We start from the raw sequence: 16606 nt of genomic DNA, 5'->3' as shown, positions 1-16606 counted from the left end.
TCCTGGCGACTACTGCTCCTGGCGTCGGGCCTGCAGGCCGTTGAGAAACGGGCAGCCCATCAGTGCGCGCACCGCCCGGTTCAGGCTGAGCACATCCTCGACCGGCCGCGGGAAGCTCAGCCGGACGTCGCGGTCTCCCTCGGGGGCCTCCACCCGCAGCCACATGCCGTAGCGGTCTACCGCCAGCGGGCGGGCCTGTCCGCGCCGCAGCTGCGGCGGCAGTTTGGCGGCGGCGAGCCGGGCCACCATGTCGGGGTGTGCCGAGTCCAGGTGCTGCAGCCAATGTGCCTCGATCGCGCAGAACGGGTCGGGGCGCGCTGCCAGCAGCTCATGCACGTCGACCGCCTCGGCGCCGGTGGCGTCGGCCAGCACCGCCGACTCGGGCGTCAACCGCAACAGCGCGTAGTCGACGTCGGAGTCACTGCTGTCCGGTGCACCGATATCGCGGGAGTGGGATGCCGAGCGAGGCGAGACGACCTGGAGCAGAGCGGGGTTCGGGTCGACCGCCGCGATCCGGTCGAGCAGTATCGCGATCTCGCGGTCGGGCACCGGGCGCAGCAGGCCCCGGATCCACGCCAGCGCACGGACCCGTTCGCGCAGCCGCAACGGAGCATGGTCGGTCAGCTCGAGCATCGCCTGCACGCCGGAGTCGACGGCGGCTTGGGCGACCGGGTCCCCGAGGGGGACCGCAACCACGACGGACCCGTCCCGCAGCAGGTGGCAGACCGGTGCGTTGACCGGCGCGGTGTCGGCGGAGTCGGCGATCGCCAAGAGTGCTTGGCCCCGGATGCAGGCGCTGCGAATCCGCTCGGCGGACGTCGGGACGGTTGCTGCTGTAGTCGTGGCCATCGATCACCTTTCGAAGTGAGGTAAGCCTAACTTAAATAATGACCGCGGCGGGCGCAACAGGAATTGTGGAATTCGGATCGCGATGCCACCTCCGCCGAGCGTGAAGGTGGCGGCACGTTCGAGAGGGTCGCGCCGCCGGTGAGCGCGCCGGCGGGCTGCGGCCGATAGGGTTGTCCGGTGACCCGCATCAGCTATCTCGGCCCGGCGGGGACCTTCACCGAAGCGGCGCTGCTCGCGTTGACCGGCGCCGGACGGGTTCCCGGCGCCGACCCGCAACCGGTGCCGGCCGAGAGCACGCCGGCCGCTCTTGATGCAGTGCGCTCCGGTGCCGCCGACTACGCGTGCGTGCCGATCGAGAACTCGATCGAGGGCGGGGTGACGCCCACCCTGGACGGACTCGCGGTCGGGTCGCCGTTGCAGATATTCGCCGAAACTGCCTTGGACGTCTCGTTCTCGGTCGTTGTCGCGCCGGGCCGCGGCGAAGCCGACATTCGCACTGTGGCCGCTCACCCGGTGGCCGGCGCCCAGGTTCGGCGCTGGCTGGCCCAGCATCTGCCGCAGGCCCGCGTCGTGCCGGCGAATTCCAACGCCGCTGCGGCGCAGCAGGTCTACGACGGTGAGGTGGACGCCGGGGTGAGCACCGCGCTGGCTGCCCAGCAACGCGGGTTGGTGACACTGGCCGAGGGCGTCATCGACGAACCCAACGCCCGGACGCGCTTCGTTCTGGTGGGTGCCCCGGCGCCGCCGCCGCAGCGCACCGGTGCCGACCGGACGTCGGTGGTGCTGCGCCTGGACAACGCACCCGGAGCCCTGGCGGCGGCCCTGACCGAGTTCGGAAGTCGCGGTATCGATCTGACCCGTATCGAGTCCCGGCCGACCCGCACCGAGCTGGGCACATATCTGTTCTTCCTGGACTGCGTCGGACACATCGACGACGGCGCGGTTGCCGATGCCCTGCGGGCGTTGCGCCGCAGCTGCGCCGACGTCCGCTACCTGGGCTCCTGGCCGATCGGGCCGGCGGGCCGATGCGGGGCGGCGTCATGAGCGGGCGGCTGGTGCTGCTGCGCCACGGCCAGTCCTACGGCAACGTCGACCGTCGGCTCGACACCCGCCCGCCCGGTTCGGAACTGACACCGTTGGGCCGGGACCAGGCCCGGGCATTCGCGGCGGGCGGCACGCACCGTCCGATGCTGGTCGCCCATTCGGTGGCCACCCGCGCAGTCCAGACCGCCGCCGAGATCAGCGGCCGGCTCGGCGTGACCGCCCGCGCACTCGAAGGCATCCACGAGGTGCAGGCCGGTTCGCTGGAGAACCGCAGTGACGACGACGCGATCGCCGAGTTCAACGCGATCTACCAACGCTGGCACTCCGGCGAGCCCGGAGTCGCATTGCCCGGCGGCGAGTCGGCCGAGCAGGTGCTCGACCGCTACTTACCGGTGGTCACCGAGCTGCGGATGCGTTACCTCGACGATGAGGACTGGACCGGGGACATCGTCGTGGTCAGCCACGGCGCGGCGATCCGCCTGGCGGCAGCGACGCTGGCGGGCGTGGACGGCAGCTTCGTGCTGGAGAACCATTTGGAGAACGCCACCGCCGTGGTGTTGGCGCCGATCACCGACGGCCGCTGGAGCTGCGTGCAGTGGGGCTCGTTGACGCCGCCGTTCTATCCCGAACCGCACCCGGACCCGGTCGGCGACGCGTTGCGGTCCGACACCGACCCGATGGGCTAGACCGCCAGCGCGTAAACCTCCGCGCAGCGGCACCCGACCGCCTCGCAATCCAGGGCGAACGAGTGCGGCAGCACCTCGCCGGCGCACCCGTCCTCGGTGCACTCCGTGGCCTGCTGCACGTGGTGGATGAGCGTGCCGTGACAGTGGTCCAGCCCCGCCCGGCAGTCTCGGCAGTGGTTGTCCATGGGTTGTTCCTAGCACTATGCGCCGACAACATCGCTCCGGCACGCCGGGCAGGTGCCGCTCAGCCCCAGCCCAGTTCGTGCAGCCGGTCGTCGTCGATGCCGAAGTGATGGGCGATCTCATGGATCACGGTGATCCTGACCTCGTCGACGACCTCGTCGTCGGACTCGCACATCTCCAGCAGCGCATCCCGGTAGATGGTGATGGTGTCCGGCAGCGACCCCGCATAGCTGGAATCACGCTCGGTCAACGCCACCCCTTCGTAGAGCCCGAGCAGATCGGGCTCCTCGGTGTTGCGGTCCTCGACCAGGATCACCACGTTGTCGAAGGCGGCGGCCAGCTCGGCCGGGATCAGGTCCAGCGCGTCGGAGACGAGATCGTCGAACCGGCGCGGGTCCATCGCGACACTCACCGCGGCTGGCTACCGGCGGGCAGTTGGTTCAGCCGCTCCGCGGGGATCGACGGCGGCGGGACCGGGGGCTGACCGTTGATCAGCAGCGATCCGCGGGCACTGTTGATCAGCGCCGCCCAGCCGCCGTTGCCCAGCGTGGCGCCGAGGCTGCAGGCCACCTCGCGGCTGCCCGCCGACCAGCTGGGCAGGGAGACGGTGGCGTAGGTCAACGTCAGCGTCGTGTCCCGCAGCTGTACCGGGTCCAGGTAGGCGTCGGTGAGCCGGGTGCAGGACTCTTTGATGAACGCATCCTGCTCGGCCTCGGGCGGCAGCGCGTCGGGGAACCGCTCGGCCAGATTGACCGTGCCGGTGACCTCCTTGGTATGCGGCGCGGCGCAGTCGACCGGAACATCATTGGGCTGGTTGGTGGCCGGGTCGATGCCCAGGCAGGTGCCCGGCGGCCAGACCTTGGACTGGTCGATGTCGGCGACCTTGCCGACGAACGCGGTCTGCCGCCCGCCCACGCCCGGCAGTTGCAGGCCGCACAACATCCGGCGCTCACCGTGCTGGCGCCAGGCGCGTTCGCCGGCCCACAGCATGCTGGCCACGAACTTGCTGTGCGGGTCGAACTTGGCGCCGAGGTAGCGGCGCACCGACGACTCGCACTGTTCCTGGGTGATCTGCTCGATGCGGGCCATCGACGGCGGTGGGGCGTCGGGCCCGTACTCGGCGCCCGGGAACATCTTCATGTCCACCGGGCCGGCCACCTCGAACTTGTGCTCGTCGGCGCAGCTGACGATCGTCGCTGCGTCCAGGTCGTTCTCCGGCCAGTTCAGGCAGTCGCCGGCAACCGCGTGGTCGATCGCCTCGTTGCCCTTGACCGTGCCGAGGCCCAGCCCCGGCCCGGCGCCTTTGCCGCCCGCCCCCGGCGCCGGCTCGGCCTTCAGATGGCCCAGCAGCCCGCCCGGGCCGTCGCCGAGGACCGGGACGACCGTGATCAAGCCGGCGATCAGCAGACCGCCCAGCGCGGTCAGCACCAGGCCGCGGCGCGTCGGGGCGGCTGGGAGCGTGCGCCGCCAAGACACCCGCGTTGCGGGTGGATTCTCCTGGTCGGCTGCCTGTGACATCGGGTCCATTCTGACAGGCAGCCGCAGGCGCGTGACAAATGATGCGAAAGTGATGCAGCCGGCCAGGTTGTAGGGTTTTGCCGTGATCGACCTGAAGCTGCTGCGTGAAGATCCCGACCGTGTCCGCCGCTCCCAGGTGGGTCGCGGCGAGGACCCGGCCCAGGTGGACGCCCTGCTGGCCGCCGACACCGCACGCCGCGCCGCGATCGCGGCCGCCGACTCGCTGCGCGCCGAACAGAAGACGGCCAGCCGGTCGGTCGGGGCGGCATCGCCCGAGGAACGCCCCGCCCTGCTGGCGCGCGCCAAGGAGCTGGCCGAGCAGGTCAAGGCCGCCGAGACCGCCCGGGACGAGGCGGAGACGACTTTCACCGCGTCGCACATGGCGATCGCCAACGTGGTGATCGACGGGGTGCCCTCGGGCGGCGAGGACGACTTTGCGGTGCTGGACGTGGTCGGCGCGCCGCCGGCGATCGAGAACCCGCGGGACCACCTCGAGCTCGGCGAGGCGCTGGGCCTGATCGACATGGGGCGCGGCGCCAAGGTCTCCGGCTCGCGGTTCTACTTCCTGACCGGCCGCGGCGCGCTGCTGCAGCTGGGCCTGCTGCAGCTGGCCGTGCGACTGGCCGTCGACAACGGGTTCACCCCGATGATCACCCCGTCGCTGGTTCGTCCTGAAGTCATGTCCGGCACGGGATTTCTGGGTGCGCACGCCGACGAGGTGTATCGGCTCGAGGCCGACGATCTCTACCTGGTGGGCACCTCCGAGGTGCCGCTGGCCGGCTACCACTCCGACGAGATCCTGGACCTGTCGGGCGGGCCGCTGCGCTACGCCGGGTGGTCGTCGTGCTTCCGCCGGGAGGCCGGCAGCTACGGCAAGGACACCCGCGGCATCATCCGGGTGCACCAGTTCGACAAGGTCGAGGGGTTCGTCTACTGCCGGCCCGAGGACGCCGAAGCCGAACACGACCGGCTGCTCGGCTGGCAGCGCGAGATGCTGGCCCGTATCGAGGTCCCCTACCGGGTGATCGACGTCGCCGCAGGCGATCTCGGGTCCTCGGCCGCCCGCAAATTCGACTGTGAGGCATGGGTGCCCTCCCAGAGCACCTACCGGGAGTTGACGTCGACGTCGAACTGCACCACGTTCCAGGCCCGCAGGCTGGCGACCCGCTACCGGGACGAGAACGGCAAGCCGCAGATCGCGGCCACGTTGAATGGCACCCTGGCCACGACCCGGTGGCTGGTGGCGATTCTGGAGAACCACCAGCAGCCCGACGGCAGTGTGCGGGTGCCGCAGGCGCTGGTGCCCTACGTCGGCGTAGACGTGTTGGAGCCTCGTTAGTCATCGCGCCAGTTCCCAGCCTTCGGGCGGGTCGGAGTCATTCTGTGGTGCGTCTGGCCGCAGGTGCGTGTCGATGACGTCCTCGATGAAGTGATAGGGATTCACCCGGGGTTGGCCATGCTCGAGTGCCGGCGGGGGGATCCATTCGACTCTGCCGGTGGGGCCGAGTCGGGTGAGCCAGTTGTGTTCGGTGGCCATGCGGTTGTCGGGTGGGCAGGCCAGGGCGAGGGCGTCGACGTCGGTGCGGCCGTTGTCGGCCCAGTCGTTTTCGAGGTGATGCGCCTGGCTCAGATACCCGGAAACGGTGCAGCCGGGGCGGGTGCAGCCGCGGTCGCGGGCGTGCAGCACGATGCGTTGGTCGGCTGATGCGAGGCGTTTGGTGCGGCCTAGCCACAGGGCGCGCCCGTTGCCGTCGAAGATGGCGAGGTAGTGGTAGGCGTGTTCGGCCATGCGCAGCACATCGGTCATGGGCAGCAGGGTGTCGCCGGCGGTGTGGGCTTTGCCGGTGACAGGGGCAGTACCGGGTGGGGGATGTCCTGCTGCGGCGTGGAGTTCAGCCAGCGTGGTGGTGACGATGACGGTGACCGGTAGGCCGTTGAGTCGGCCAAGGTCTTTGGTGGCGAGCAGGGCGCGGCTGGCGGCCAGCAGGGCGTCGTGGTTGCGTTGGTCGGGTCGGCGGTCATCGGCGCGGATTTGATCTTCGGTGGGGGTGCCTTGCACGCAGGGGTGTTCGTCGGCGGGGTTGCACATGCCGGGGGCGGCGAGTTTGGCCAGGATGGGTTCCAAGGTTGCGCGTAATTCGGGGGTGATCTTGCCGGTCAGGGTGCTCATGCCGTCGGCACCTTGCCGTCCCAGACGCAGCCCGCGACGGGCCAGACGTTCCCGATCACTGAACTCCTCATCCTGGTTGAGCACGGCCAGGAGGTGATCGGCGAACCGGGTGAAAGTGTCTGGTCCGTATTCACCGGCGAGCGCGGCCAGATGCTGGTCGACTTGGTCCCGCTTGTCGGCCGGGACCGTGGCAGGGATTTTCGCGTATGCCTTGCGGGCGATCGCCACGTGCTCGGGACCGATCTGCCCGGAGGCTTGGGCGGCCGCCAGCGCCGACAGCACCGGCTGCAGTGGTTCCCCGGTCATCGCGGTGCGCGGCCCCAACTGGGCGGCTTCCGCGACCCGGCGCCTGGCGTCGGCGCGGCTGATCCGCAGCCGTTCGGTCAGGGCTTTGGTCAGCGAGCACGCCCCGAGCAACCCGGAATTGCTCTCAGCGACCATGCGAGCCAGGATCCGGTGATCGATCGCGGGTGCCCGCCAGGCCAGCTTCTCGCGGCGCACCAGCACGGACATCAACTCCTCGGCGTCGAGCCCGTCGAAGGAAGACTCCGCCAGCTGCCGAGACGCGGCCTCGATCGCCTCAAGACAGCCGAAGACAGTGTCTCGATCCGCGACCGCGCTCCTACCCATAATTCGAACACTAGTTCGGGCCACTGACAGAAAGCGGGCCGCTGCAGCGGCCTCGAATTAAGGAGTTGGTGAGAAAAGGTCCGCGTCAGGCGGCGAAGAGCCGGCGCGAGCAGTCCAGCAACATCCGGTGCAGTTCCTCGTTGGGAATGTCCGAAACCGCGGGATCGGCTGCCGCACCGAGGATTCCGGGCACCAGAACGGCGATCGCGATGAGTGTGGCCGGGTCGGGCTGTGGTCCCGCCAAAATGGTCTGCAACCGGCGGGAGGCGTCCCGGAATTCTCCGATGGCTTCGACGACCCCTACCACGGCGGGATCGGTGTGGAGCAGGGCAGTGGTGCGGCGGTGCCGAACGGCCAGTTCGATGAGGCCGCTGATGGTCGCCTCACGCTGGACCTCGCGGGAGGCGATCGCCTCGGCGATCGTGACCACCCGGGCGATGTCGGAGAACACCGGGCGGAACACCGCGACCACGATGTCGTCCTTGGAGTGGAACTGGTAGTACACCGCCGACTTGTTGACCCCTAGCCGGTCGGCGATCATCTGCAGCGACGTGCCGCTCACCCCGTGCTCGGCGAACAGTCCTTGCGCGGCCTCCAGCACTCGGTCCCGCGCGAATCCCCGCGGCGCCATCGTCTTCGCCACTGCATGCCTCCTGCTGTCGGGCCGACCGTTCACCGGCGTGAGCCACGCCGCACGCTAAGACTGACCGATCGCTTGATTCTACTTTATCGATCGTATAATTTTGCCTTTCGTCGTACTTAACCGCAGGTCCAGGGAGGAGGGGTGTTGCCGATGTCGAGTCGCTCGACGAATCCGCTGAGGCGCGCGTGGATGCCGTTGCTCATCGTTGCCGTGGTGGTGGTCGGGACGCTGACCGTGCTGCGGCTGCGCACCTACTTCGGCGGCGAGAATTCCAACCTCATCAGCACCAAGGTCGACGACACCAAGCCGTACAACCCGAAGGTCGTCACCTACGAGGTCTTCGGTGAACCCGGCGCCACCGCCGACATCAGCTATCTTGACCTCGACAGCAGGCCGCAGCACGTCGATGCCGCAACGCTGCCCTGGTCGGTGACCCTGAGCACCACGTTGTCCGCGGTGTCGCCGAATCTCTTCGCGCAGGGCAAGGGTTCCACCCTGGGCTGTCGCATCAGCATCGACAACGAGCTCAAAGACGAACGAACCGCCACCGGCTACAGCGCCCTGACCTTTTGTCTGGTGAAATCCGCATGAGCACACCGACCGACACCCCCTCCCACGGCGCCGAGCGCGGATTTATCGCCAAATGGATTCGACGCCTTGCTATTCCGATCATGCTGGGGTGGATCGGAATCATCGTCTTGGCAAACGCGACCGTTCCGCAACTGGAGAAGGTTGCCGAGACGGCCGCGGTGCAGATGACACCGGACGACGCGCCGTCGATGATCGCGATCAAACGCCAGGGCCAGCTGTTCGAAGAGTTCAGTTCCAACAGCTCGGTCATGCTGGTGATCGAAGGCGAGCAGTCGTTGGGCGCGGATGCCCACCACTATTACGACGCGATCATCGCCAAACTCAAGGCCGACACCACCCACGTCGAACACATCCAGGACTTCTGGGGCGACCGCCTGACCGCGGCCGGCGCCCAGAGTCCCGACGGCAAGTGCGCCTATGTGCAGATCTACACCGCCGGCAACCAGGGCGAGGCGCTGGCCAACGAATCGGTCAAGGCGGTCCAGCAGGCCGTCGAGAGTGTCACGGCGCCACCGGGTGTCAAGGCTTACGTGACCGGGGGTGCGGCGCTGTCGGCCGATCAGAACAATGCCGGCACCCGCAGTATGCACATGATCGAGGGGCTGACCTTCGTGGTCATCATCACCATGATGCTGATGGTCTATCGGTCCATCACCACCGTGCTGCTGGCGCTGTCGATGGTGATGACGGGGCTGATGTCGGCCCGCAGCATCGTGGCGCTGTTGGGCTATAACGGTCTGATCGGGCTCTCACCGTTCGCCACCAGCCTGTTGGTGACCCTGGCGATCGCGGCGGCCACCGACTACGCGATCTTCCTGATCGGCCGATACCAGGAGGCTCGCAGCGCCGGCGAGGACCGAGAACAGGCCTACTACACCATGTTTCGCAGTACCGCGCATGTGGTGCTCGGCTCCGGCATGACGATCGCGGGCGCCACGCTGTGCCTGCACTTCACCCGGTTGCCCTACTTCCGGTCGCTGGGTATTCCGTTGGGGATCGGGATGACGATCGTGGTCATCACCTCGCTGACGATGGGGGCGGCCGTCATCACGGTGGCCAGCCGGTTCGGCACGCTGCTGGAGCCCAAGCGAGCCAATCGTGGCCGGGGCTGGCGTAAAATCGGTGCGGCCGTGAGCCGTTGGCCGGGACCCATTCTTATCGGAGCGACCGCGGTTGCCCTGGTCGGGATCCTGGCCCTGCCCGGCTACAAGCCCGGTTACAACGACCGCGCCTATATGCCGGCCGACCTACCCGCTAACCAGGGCTTCCTGGCTTCGGACCGGCATTTCCCCTCGGCGCGGATGAACCCCGAGATGCTGATGGTCGAAACCGACCATGACGTCCGTAACTCCGCGGACTTCCTGATCATCGAGCGAATCGCCAAGCGGGTCACCGCGGTTCCCGGTATCTCCCGGGTCATGTCCATCACCCGGCCACAGGGCATCCCGATGGAGCACTCCACCTTCGGCTACATGATGGGCATGCAGGCGGTGAGTTCGGAGATGACGCGCAAGTTCAACGACGACCGCACCGCGGAGATGCTGGCCCAGGCCGAGGATATGCAGGGTCAGATCGAAACCATGACGAAGATGATCGAGCTGATGGAACAGATGAACGCCACCATGGGCCGCATGGTCGGCAAGATGCACCTGATGGTCTCCGACATCGAGGAACTGCGCGACAAGATCGCCAACTTCGACGACTTCTTCCGGCCGATGCGCAGCTACTTCTACTGGGAGCCGCACTGTTTCGACATCCCGGTCTGCTATTCGCTGCGATCGGTGTTCGACGCCATGGACGGTGTCGACACGATGACCGACAGCTTCAAGCAGATCGTTCCGGACATGGACGCCATGGCCGCCCAGCTGCCGCAGATGCTCACGCTGATGCCGCCGATGATCCAGATGATGAAGAACGCCAAGGACATGATGCTGTCCACCTATGCCACCCAGAATGGCCTGGCCCAGCAGCGGCTGGAGGCCCAGGGAGATCCCGCCGCGATGGGAGAGGCCTTCGACAAGGCTCGCAACGACGACTCGTTCTACCTGCCGCCGGAGATCTTCGACAATGCCGAATTCCAGCGCGGCATGAAGATGTTCGTGTCTCCGAACGGCCACGGCGTGCGGTTCGTCATCACCCACGAGGGAGACCCGCTGAGCGCCGATGGCATCGAGCACATCGACGCGATCAAGCTCGCCGCCAAAGAGGCCATCAAGACCACTCCGTGGGAGGGCTCCAAGATCTACGTCGGCGGCACCGCCGCGATGTTCAAGGACATGCAGGAGGGCTCCAACTACGACCTGATGATCGCCGGAGTCGCGGCGCTGTGCCTGATCTTCATCATCATGCTGGTGATCACTCGCGCGGTGGTGGCGGCCTTGGTGATCGTGGGCACCGTGGTGGTGTCGCTCGGCACGGCCTTCGGTATGTCGGTGCTGCTGTGGCAACACATCATCGGCCTGCCGGTGCACTGGATGGTGTTGGCCATGGCGGTGATCATCCTGCTGGCGGTGGGTGCCGACTACAACCTGCTGTTGGTGTCCCGCCTGCGGGAGGAGATCCACGCCGGACTGCACACCGGCATGATCCGGGCCATGGGCGGCAGTGGATCGGTGGTGACGGCAGCTGGGCTGGTGTTCGCCCTCACCATGATGACGATGGCGATCAGCGAACTGCGGGTGGTCGGCCAGGTGGGCACCACCATCGGGTTGGGTCTGCTGCTCGACACGCTGATCATCCGTTCCTTCATGACCCCGTCGATCGCCACCCTGCTGGGCAAGTGGTTCTGGTGGCCGCAGGTGCCGCGCGAGCGGCCCAAACCGGTACCGTGGCCGGCGCCGCTGCCGCAGAATCCGCGCGACGAGTTCGTCGGCTCCGGCGGCGGAGCGCACCGCGGAACTTGGTGAGGACCCTCAGGTCAGCGGTTCCATCACCCGGCGCGCGGTCGCCAGCAGGAGCTCGTGCAGCTCTTCGTCGGAGATGTCTTCGAGCTCCGGATCGGCTGCCGCGGTGAAGGTTCCCGCCATCAGCGCCGTGGTGATGACACGGGCTGTCGCGTCCGGCTCGGGCCCCTGCAGGATCGCCGCCACGTCTTGGCCCGCGGCCATGAAATCTTCGCGGGATCGCACGGCGTGCTCTACGGCACGGTCGTAGAACAGGAATGTGAGCCGGCGGTATCGGACGGCGAGCTCGACGACGCCGCTGACCGTCACGTCCCGCTTGCCCTGCTGGGACGGCATGGCCTGGGCGATCTTGATGACCCGCCCGATGTCGTCGAACATCGGCTCCACCAGCGCAACGACGATGTCGTCCCGGGACCGGAATTGGTAGTAGACGGCCGGCTTACTCACACCCAGCCGGTCGGCGATCATCTGCATGGACGTACCGCCCACGCTGTGCTCCACGAACAGGGCCAACGCCGCCTGCAGCACTCGCTCGCGCGCGGATCCGCGCGGCGCCACCGGCTTGGCCACGACATTCCTCCTGTCGACGCGGCCAGCCTATCGCGGTGCGTTTGGAGGTGGTCCTGCAACGACCCTGCTAGGCCGCGGCCTTAGCGTGCCGGTGCTGGCGCTCGATGGTGGCGAAGTAGAAGGCGTAGGCGAACGCGCAGCTGGTGAACAGACTCGACACGAAGTACAGCCACGGGCGCCGCAACCCACGCCGGTAGCCGTCGATGATGGTGAACAGCGGCAGCAGAACGACATTGATGATCGTGTAGTCCTGGCTGGCCGAACCGGCAGCCGGATTGGTGAACATCAGCTGGATGTACTGCGTCCAGCTGCCCGGCCCCCAGATCGGATTGTGGTTGGGGCCGTGCGCGTATTCCTGGACGAAGCGAATGTTGAAGTACCAGCCCAGCGCAATCGAGGCGATACCGATCAGGTAGTACACGACCTCCAGGGGTGAGAACGCGCCGCCCCCAGCGGGTTTCGCAAAGACCGCTCGGTTGGATGCCACGATCCACCAGATGGTCGCCAGGCCCAGCACTGCATGCACGATGAGCGAGATCATGCGGCCAGTCTCATCACGCGCCGCAAGTTTTGTCAATAATGACATTTTCGGCGCGCGTGGAGCTGAGGCACTGGGGTACGTTTACCGGCATGCCCCGAGCGCCACAGACCGCGCGCAGCGAACGGACCCGCGAAGCATTGCGCCAGGCCGCGCTGGTCCGATTCCTGGCGCAGGGTGTGGAGGACACCTCCGCCGAGCAGATCGCCGCCGACGCCGGAGTGTCGCTGCGGACCTTCTACCGGCACTTCACCTCGAAGCACGATCTGCTGTTCGCCGATTACGACGCCGGACTGCAGTGGTTCCGCAGCGCCCTGGCCGCCCGTCCACCGGCTGAGCCGATGATCGAGGCAGTCCAGGCGGCGATCTTCGCGTTCCCCTACGACGTCGAGGCGGTCACCCGTATCGCCGCGCTGCGCGCCGAGGAACTCGACCCGGAGCGCATCGTTCGCCACATCCGGCAGGTGGAGGCCGATTTCGCCGATGCGGTGGCCGAGCGGCTGCGGGCCACCACATCGCACGAACCCGCTGACCCGCTGCGAGTCGCCGTGACGGCGCGCTGTATCGCAGCGGCGGTGTTCGCGGCGATGGAGGTCTGGATGCTGGGTGCGGACCGCTCGCTGGCCGAGTTGGCCCGAATGTGCCGTACCGCGCTGGACTCGCTGAGCAACCTTTAGTTACGTCAATATTGACAAAACAATCTGCGCGTGCCAGCGTTCCCGGAAAGCGGGAAGGGGCGCGTGGATGACCGATTACGACGCGATTGTCATAGGCGCCGGACACAACGGCCTGGCCGCGGCGCTCATCCTGCAGCGCGCCGGACTACGCACGCTGTGCCTGGAGGCCGGGCGCTACGCCGGGGGAATGGCCTCCACGGTGGAACTGTTCGACGGCTACCGGTTCGAGATCGCCGGCTCGGTGCAGTTCCCGACGTCGGCCGCGGTCAGCGCCGAGCTGGGCCTCGACGGTCTGGAGAGCATCGACCTCGAGGTCATGTCGGTGGCGATGCGTGGTGTCGGTGATGACCCGCTGATCCAGTACACCGACCCGATGAAGCTGTTCACCCACCTCAGCGAGGTGCACGGCGCCGAGGCGGTCAACGGCATGGCCGGGCTGCTGGGCTGGAGTCAGGCCCCCACCCGGGCGTTGGGCCGCTTCGAGGCGGGCCGGCCGCCGAAGTCACTCGACGAGATGTATGCCTGCGCCACAAACGAATTCGAACGGTCAGCTATCGACGACATGCTGTTCGGTTCGGTCACCGACGTGCTGGACCGCTACCTGCCCGACCGGGAGAAGCACGCGGCGTTGCGTGGCTCCTTCACCGTGCTGGCCGTCAACACCCTCTACCGCGGACCGTCCACCCCCGGCAGTGCCGCGGCGCTGGCCTACGGCCTGGGGGTGCCCGACGAGAACACCGTGCTGATGAAGAAGCTGCGCGGTGGAATCGGCGCGCTCACCGGGCATCTGCGCGATACGTTCACCGGGCTCGGTGGCGAGTTGCGGCTGCGCACCACGGTGAGCGAGATCGTGGTGGCCGACGGCCGGGTCTCGGGGGTGCGTACGGAATCCGGCGACACCGTGAGCGCACCGGTGGTGGCGTCGGCCATCGCCCCCGACGTCACCGTCACCGGACTGCTCGACCCGGCTTCGGTCCCAGACGACGTGCGCGCCCGCTACGCCCGCACCGACCATCGCGGCAGCTATCTACAGATGCATTTCGCGCTGGAGGAGGCGCCGGAGTTCGCCGCGCCGTACGAGGCGCTGAACGACCCCGCCATGCAGGCCTCCGTCGGGATCTTCTGCACGCCCGAGGAGGTTCAGCAGCAGTGGGAGGATGCGCGCCACGGCATCGTTCCGGCCGACCCGACCGTGGTGCTGCAGATCCCGTCGCTGCACGATCCCGAGCTGGCCCCACCCGGCAAGCACGCCGCGTCGGCATTCGCACTGTGGTTCCCCATCGAGGGCGACGGCAACTACGGCGAGATGAAGGTCGAGATGGGGCAGCGGGTGATCGACAAGATCACCAGGCTGGCACCGAATTTCGAGCGCAGCATCACCCGGCACACCACCTTCACCCCGCGTCATATGGGCACTATGTTCGGTGCGCCCGGCGGCGACTACTGCCACGGCCTGCTCAACCCGGATCAGATCGGCCCCAACCGGCCCGGGCCGCGGGGCTTCCTCGGCCAGCCGTTACCGGTGGCAGGGCTGTATCTGGGCAGCGCGGGTTGTCACGGCGGACCCGGGATCACGTTCATCCCGGGCTACAACGCCGCCCATCAAGTCTTGGCCGACCGCTGAGCGCACACCGGGCGGCAATTACCGCTGGGCGGCCAACAGCTCGTCGAGCAACGCCCGGAAGGTCTCCGGGTCCGCCGGGGTGAACGCCGGGTGCGGCCACGGGTCGCCGTGCAGCTCCAGGGTGATCAGGGTGGAGCGCATCGGCCGGCTGATATCCAGCGGCAGCCAGCGCCGCAGATCCGAGCTGCCCCAGATCCGGAATCGGTGGGTCAGCATGCCCAGCGGCTCAGCGCGGTAGCCGCGGACTGCCGACAGCGGGATCACCTTCGCGGTACCGGAGGGGAAGTGGTAGCGGCGCAACGTGATCGCCTGGCTGTCCAGGACGACCAATCCGTCGTCGTAGGAGCCGCCGGTCACAGCTTCTCGCAGCGCAATTCGTGGCCCTTGGCGGTCAGGCAGCGACCGGTCTTGAGATCCCATTCCCAGCCGTGCTGGTTGCAGATCAGGGTGTCGCCCTCGACCACTCCGAACTTGGACAGGTCGGCCTTCATGTGGGGGCAGCGACGCTGAATCTGCCAGTCGCCCAGTGTGATGGTGGCCGAGTCGTCGTGGCTCTCGCCGAACCAGCCTTCGGCGTAGACGATCCGGTCCTCGGTGAGGCACTTGAAGAAGGTGTAGAGGTACTCGTTGTAACCGCCGACCCGCCACGCGGTGAACCGGGTGGACAAGAAGATGGTGTTGACCCAGTCCGGTTCTCCGTCGCGCAGCACGGTCCGCACCAGCTCGGGCGGAATGCCGAAGCCGTAACGGAACTTCTCACCGGGAATCGGCTCGCGCACCATGCGTTTGGGGAAGTCCAGCACCACCGTCTCGGTGTGCGCTCCCCCGCGGTGATCCCGCCCGTCCAACACCAGCTCGACCGGATAGCCGATGCCGTCGCAGATCTCGTTGCTGCGGGCCATGATCGGCTCGAACAGTGCGCGTAGCGATTCGAGCATCGCCGGCCCGGCCGCCGGCGCCCAGGATGCCTTCTCGGCGGCCAGCACCGGCGCCATCCGATCGGCGTAAGCGGCGATGTAGTCCGCCTTGCCGGTGGTGAAGATGGCCTCGACATCGGCGTCGTCCAGCGGGTGGGTCAGCGAATCCAGCTGTGCTCCGGTGAAACTCGCGGTGCTTCCTGGAATCATCAGCAACCCGCCGTGGTGACCGTTGCGGCGTAGCTGGTCCAAGAACACCATCTCGTCGGGGAAGATGTTGGCCGGATCGCCGTGATCGTCGTTGAGGTAACGCAGCTCGGAATCCAGAAAGCACGGCGGACCCGCGGACGGCACCACCCACGGTGCCCCGACGTGGGCGACGTACTGGCGGGCGCGGTCCATCTGCCGCTGGCGTTTCTGGGTGCCGAATGCCTCCTTGGCCCGGGCCGGCATGTCGTAGACCATCGGGTACCAGATCGCCCCGGAGTACTGCAGCAGGTGCACGTCGATCGAATCGAAGGCTTTCAGCACGTCCAGGTCGATCGGACGGGAGTCGTTCATATTGAAAAGGGTCGTCACACCGTCGGAGACCACCAGCCCGGAGTCGCCGATCGGGCCGTCGGCCGGGGCGCGCAGCGCGATGATCATCACGTCCAGATCGCCCTTGGGACCGTGCACCGTGTGTCGCACCGAGTCGGTGGTCTCGAAGAACCGGTGAAAGCCCAGCGCTTCGAGCTCCCGGCGCAGGTCGGGCACCGGATAGTCGGGCAGCAGCACCACCGCGTCCTTGTTGACGTGGTCGGCTAGGTGCTGCGGGTCGAAATGGTCGTGGTGCAGGTGCGAGATGTAGAGGTAGTCGCAGTCGCCGAGCGCATCCCAGTTCAGCGACGAATTGTCCGGGAACGGGAACCACGACGCGAAGTAGGCCGGATTCACCCACGGGTCGCACAGGATGCTGCCCGCGGTGGTCTCGATCCGGAAGCCGGCGTGCCCGACACTGGTGACCTGCACGTGTACCTTCTCCCGACGCTGAACGAGCTCCCATCCGAGCTTACCGGCGGCG

The 16606-nt window shown here is 67.5% G+C and carries 16 protein-coding genes and 1 pseudogene; 7 read left to right on the top strand and 10 right to left on the bottom strand.

What is annotated here, in order from left to right; translation table 11 throughout:
• Positions 1-9: 9 nt before the first annotated feature.
• The gene (locus K3U94_RS22635; protein ID WP_220695105.1) at positions 10-849 is read right to left on the bottom strand and encodes a DUF2470 domain-containing protein; all 840 of its coding nucleotides are present in this window, start codon (positions 847-849) and stop codon (positions 10-12) included.
• Between the two features lie 177 nt (positions 850-1026).
• On the opposite strand from K3U94_RS22635, the pseudogene pheA reads away from it, so the two are divergent.
• Positions 1027-1869 (top strand): annotated as a pseudogene (pheA, locus tag K3U94_RS22630) (prephenate dehydratase); the annotation flags it as partial.
• A 20-nt stretch (positions 1870-1889) separates the two neighbouring features.
• Complete coding sequence (locus K3U94_RS22625) at positions 1890-2579, top strand: histidine phosphatase family protein (protein WP_220695103.1); 690 nt, start codon at positions 1890-1892, stop codon at positions 2577-2579.
• Here the strand turns inward: K3U94_RS22625 and K3U94_RS22620 are convergent.
• Genes K3U94_RS22620 through K3U94_RS22610 form a run of 3 tightly spaced genes read right to left on the bottom strand, consistent with a single transcriptional unit; the run spans position 2576 to position 4280 of the window.
• Complete coding sequence (locus K3U94_RS22620; protein WP_047319135.1) at positions 2576-2764, bottom strand: hypothetical protein; 189 nt, start codon at positions 2762-2764, stop codon at positions 2576-2578. The two genes, K3U94_RS22625 and K3U94_RS22620, sit on opposite strands and share 4 nt — an antisense overlap.
• A 59-nt stretch (positions 2765-2823) precedes the next feature.
• Complete coding sequence (locus K3U94_RS22615; RefSeq protein WP_047319134.1) at positions 2824-3174, bottom strand: metallopeptidase family protein; 351 nt, start codon at positions 3172-3174, stop codon at positions 2824-2826.
• Entirely contained in the window at positions 3171-4280 is a 1110-nt protein-coding gene (locus K3U94_RS22610; protein WP_230987301.1) for a septum formation family protein, read from the bottom strand. The genes K3U94_RS22615 and K3U94_RS22610 overlap by 4 nt, the downstream gene beginning before the upstream one ends.
• 82 nt (positions 4281-4362) lie before the next feature.
• Between K3U94_RS22610 and serS the strand changes: the two genes are divergently transcribed.
• Positions 4363-5619: a serine--tRNA ligase gene (gene serS, locus K3U94_RS22605; protein ID WP_220695101.1), complete on the top strand. Its 1257-nt coding sequence runs from the start codon at positions 4363-4365 to the stop codon at positions 5617-5619.
• Here serS and K3U94_RS22600 read toward each other — a convergent pair whose 3' ends face one another.
• Positions 5620-7080, bottom strand: coding sequence for an HNH endonuclease signature motif containing protein (locus tag K3U94_RS22600; RefSeq protein WP_220695100.1), 1461 nt, complete (start codon positions 7078-7080; stop codon positions 5620-5622).
• An 85-nt stretch (positions 7081-7165) separates the two neighbouring features.
• On the bottom strand, positions 7166-7723 hold the full coding sequence (locus K3U94_RS22595; protein WP_220695099.1) for a TetR/AcrR family transcriptional regulator: 558 nt from the start codon (positions 7721-7723) through the stop codon (positions 7166-7168).
• A 189-nt stretch (positions 7724-7912) separates the two neighbouring features.
• On the opposite strand from K3U94_RS22595, the gene K3U94_RS22590 reads away from it, so the two are divergent.
• Together K3U94_RS22590 and K3U94_RS22585 are read left to right on the top strand one after the other, a co-directional pair.
• Entirely contained in the window at positions 7913-8314 is a 402-nt protein-coding gene (locus K3U94_RS22590) for an MmpS family transport accessory protein (protein WP_275564536.1), read from the top strand.
• A complete protein-coding gene (locus K3U94_RS22585; protein ID WP_220695098.1) occupies positions 8311-11220 on the top strand; it encodes an MMPL/RND family transporter in 2910 nt (969 codons plus the stop codon). Before K3U94_RS22590 ends, K3U94_RS22585 begins: the two co-directional genes overlap by 4 nt.
• A 6-nt stretch (positions 11221-11226) precedes the next feature.
• Here the strand turns inward: K3U94_RS22585 and K3U94_RS22580 are convergent, their stop codons facing one another.
• The gene (locus K3U94_RS22580) at positions 11227-11787 is read right to left on the bottom strand and encodes a TetR/AcrR family transcriptional regulator (RefSeq protein WP_047319128.1); all 561 of its coding nucleotides are present in this window, start codon (positions 11785-11787) and stop codon (positions 11227-11229) included.
• A gap of 67 nt (positions 11788-11854) precedes the next feature.
• Entirely contained in the window at positions 11855-12328 is a 474-nt protein-coding gene (locus K3U94_RS22575) for a DUF2834 domain-containing protein (RefSeq protein WP_220695097.1), read from the bottom strand.
• Between the two features lie 89 nt (positions 12329-12417).
• Here K3U94_RS22575 and K3U94_RS22570 point away from each other — a divergent pair, with 89 nt between their 5' ends.
• Entirely contained in the window at positions 12418-13002 is a 585-nt protein-coding gene (locus K3U94_RS22570) for a TetR/AcrR family transcriptional regulator (protein WP_220695096.1), read from the top strand.
• A 67-nt stretch (positions 13003-13069) separates the two neighbouring features.
• Complete coding sequence (locus K3U94_RS22565; RefSeq protein WP_220695095.1) at positions 13070-14626, top strand: phytoene desaturase family protein; 1557 nt, start codon at positions 13070-13072, stop codon at positions 14624-14626.
• Positions 14627-14644: 18 nt separating this feature from the next.
• Here the strand turns inward: K3U94_RS22565 and K3U94_RS22560 are convergent, their stop codons facing one another.
• Positions 14645-14983, bottom strand: a complete 339-nt coding sequence (locus tag K3U94_RS22560; protein ID WP_220695094.1) for a hypothetical protein — start codon at positions 14981-14983, stop codon at positions 14645-14647.
• Positions 14980-16554 (bottom strand): MBL fold metallo-hydrolase, encoded by a 1575-nt coding sequence (locus tag K3U94_RS22555; protein WP_220695093.1) that lies wholly within the window; start codon positions 16552-16554, stop codon positions 14980-14982. The genes K3U94_RS22560 and K3U94_RS22555 overlap by 4 nt, the downstream gene beginning before the upstream one ends.
• Between the last annotated feature and the right edge of the window lie 52 nt (positions 16555-16606).

The sequence above is a fragment of the Mycolicibacter heraklionensis genome (genome assembly GCF_019645815.1).
Lineage (GTDB): Bacteria > Actinomycetota > Actinomycetes > Mycobacteriales > Mycobacteriaceae > Mycobacterium > Mycobacterium heraklionense.
The sequence above is the reverse complement of the archived record's forward strand: the minus strand, read 5'-3'. Positions and strand labels throughout refer to the sequence as shown.

Coding starts and splice junctions, on each gene's coding strand:
- K3U94_RS22575 (WP_220695097.1), bottom strand. CDS start 12,328: ATGATCTCGCTCATCGTGCATGCAGTGCTGGGCCTGGCGACCATCTGG.
- K3U94_RS22625 (WP_220695103.1), top strand. CDS start 1,890: ATGAGCGGGCGGCTGGTGCTGCTGCGCCACGGCCAGTCCTACGGCAAC.
- K3U94_RS22600 (WP_220695100.1), bottom strand. CDS start 7,080: ATGGGTAGGAGCGCGGTCGCGGATCGAGACACTGTCTTCGGCTGTCTT.
- K3U94_RS22590 (WP_275564536.1), top strand. CDS start 7,913: ATGCCGTTGCTCATCGTTGCCGTGGTGGTGGTCGGGACGCTGACCGTG.
- K3U94_RS22585 (WP_220695098.1), top strand. CDS start 8,311: ATGAGCACACCGACCGACACCCCCTCCCACGGCGCCGAGCGCGGATTT.
- K3U94_RS22620 (WP_047319135.1), bottom strand. CDS start 2,764: ATGGACAACCACTGCCGAGACTGCCGGGCGGGGCTGGACCACTGTCAC.
- K3U94_RS22635 (WP_220695105.1), bottom strand. CDS start 849: ATGGCCACGACTACAGCAGCAACCGTCCCGACGTCCGCCGAGCGGATT.
- K3U94_RS22610 (WP_230987301.1), bottom strand. CDS start 4,280: ATGTCACAGGCAGCCGACCAGGAGAATCCACCCGCAACGCGGGTGTCT.
- K3U94_RS22565 (WP_220695095.1), top strand. CDS start 13,070: ATGACCGATTACGACGCGATTGTCATAGGCGCCGGACACAACGGCCTG.
- K3U94_RS22570 (WP_220695096.1), top strand. CDS start 12,418: ATGCCCCGAGCGCCACAGACCGCGCGCAGCGAACGGACCCGCGAAGCA.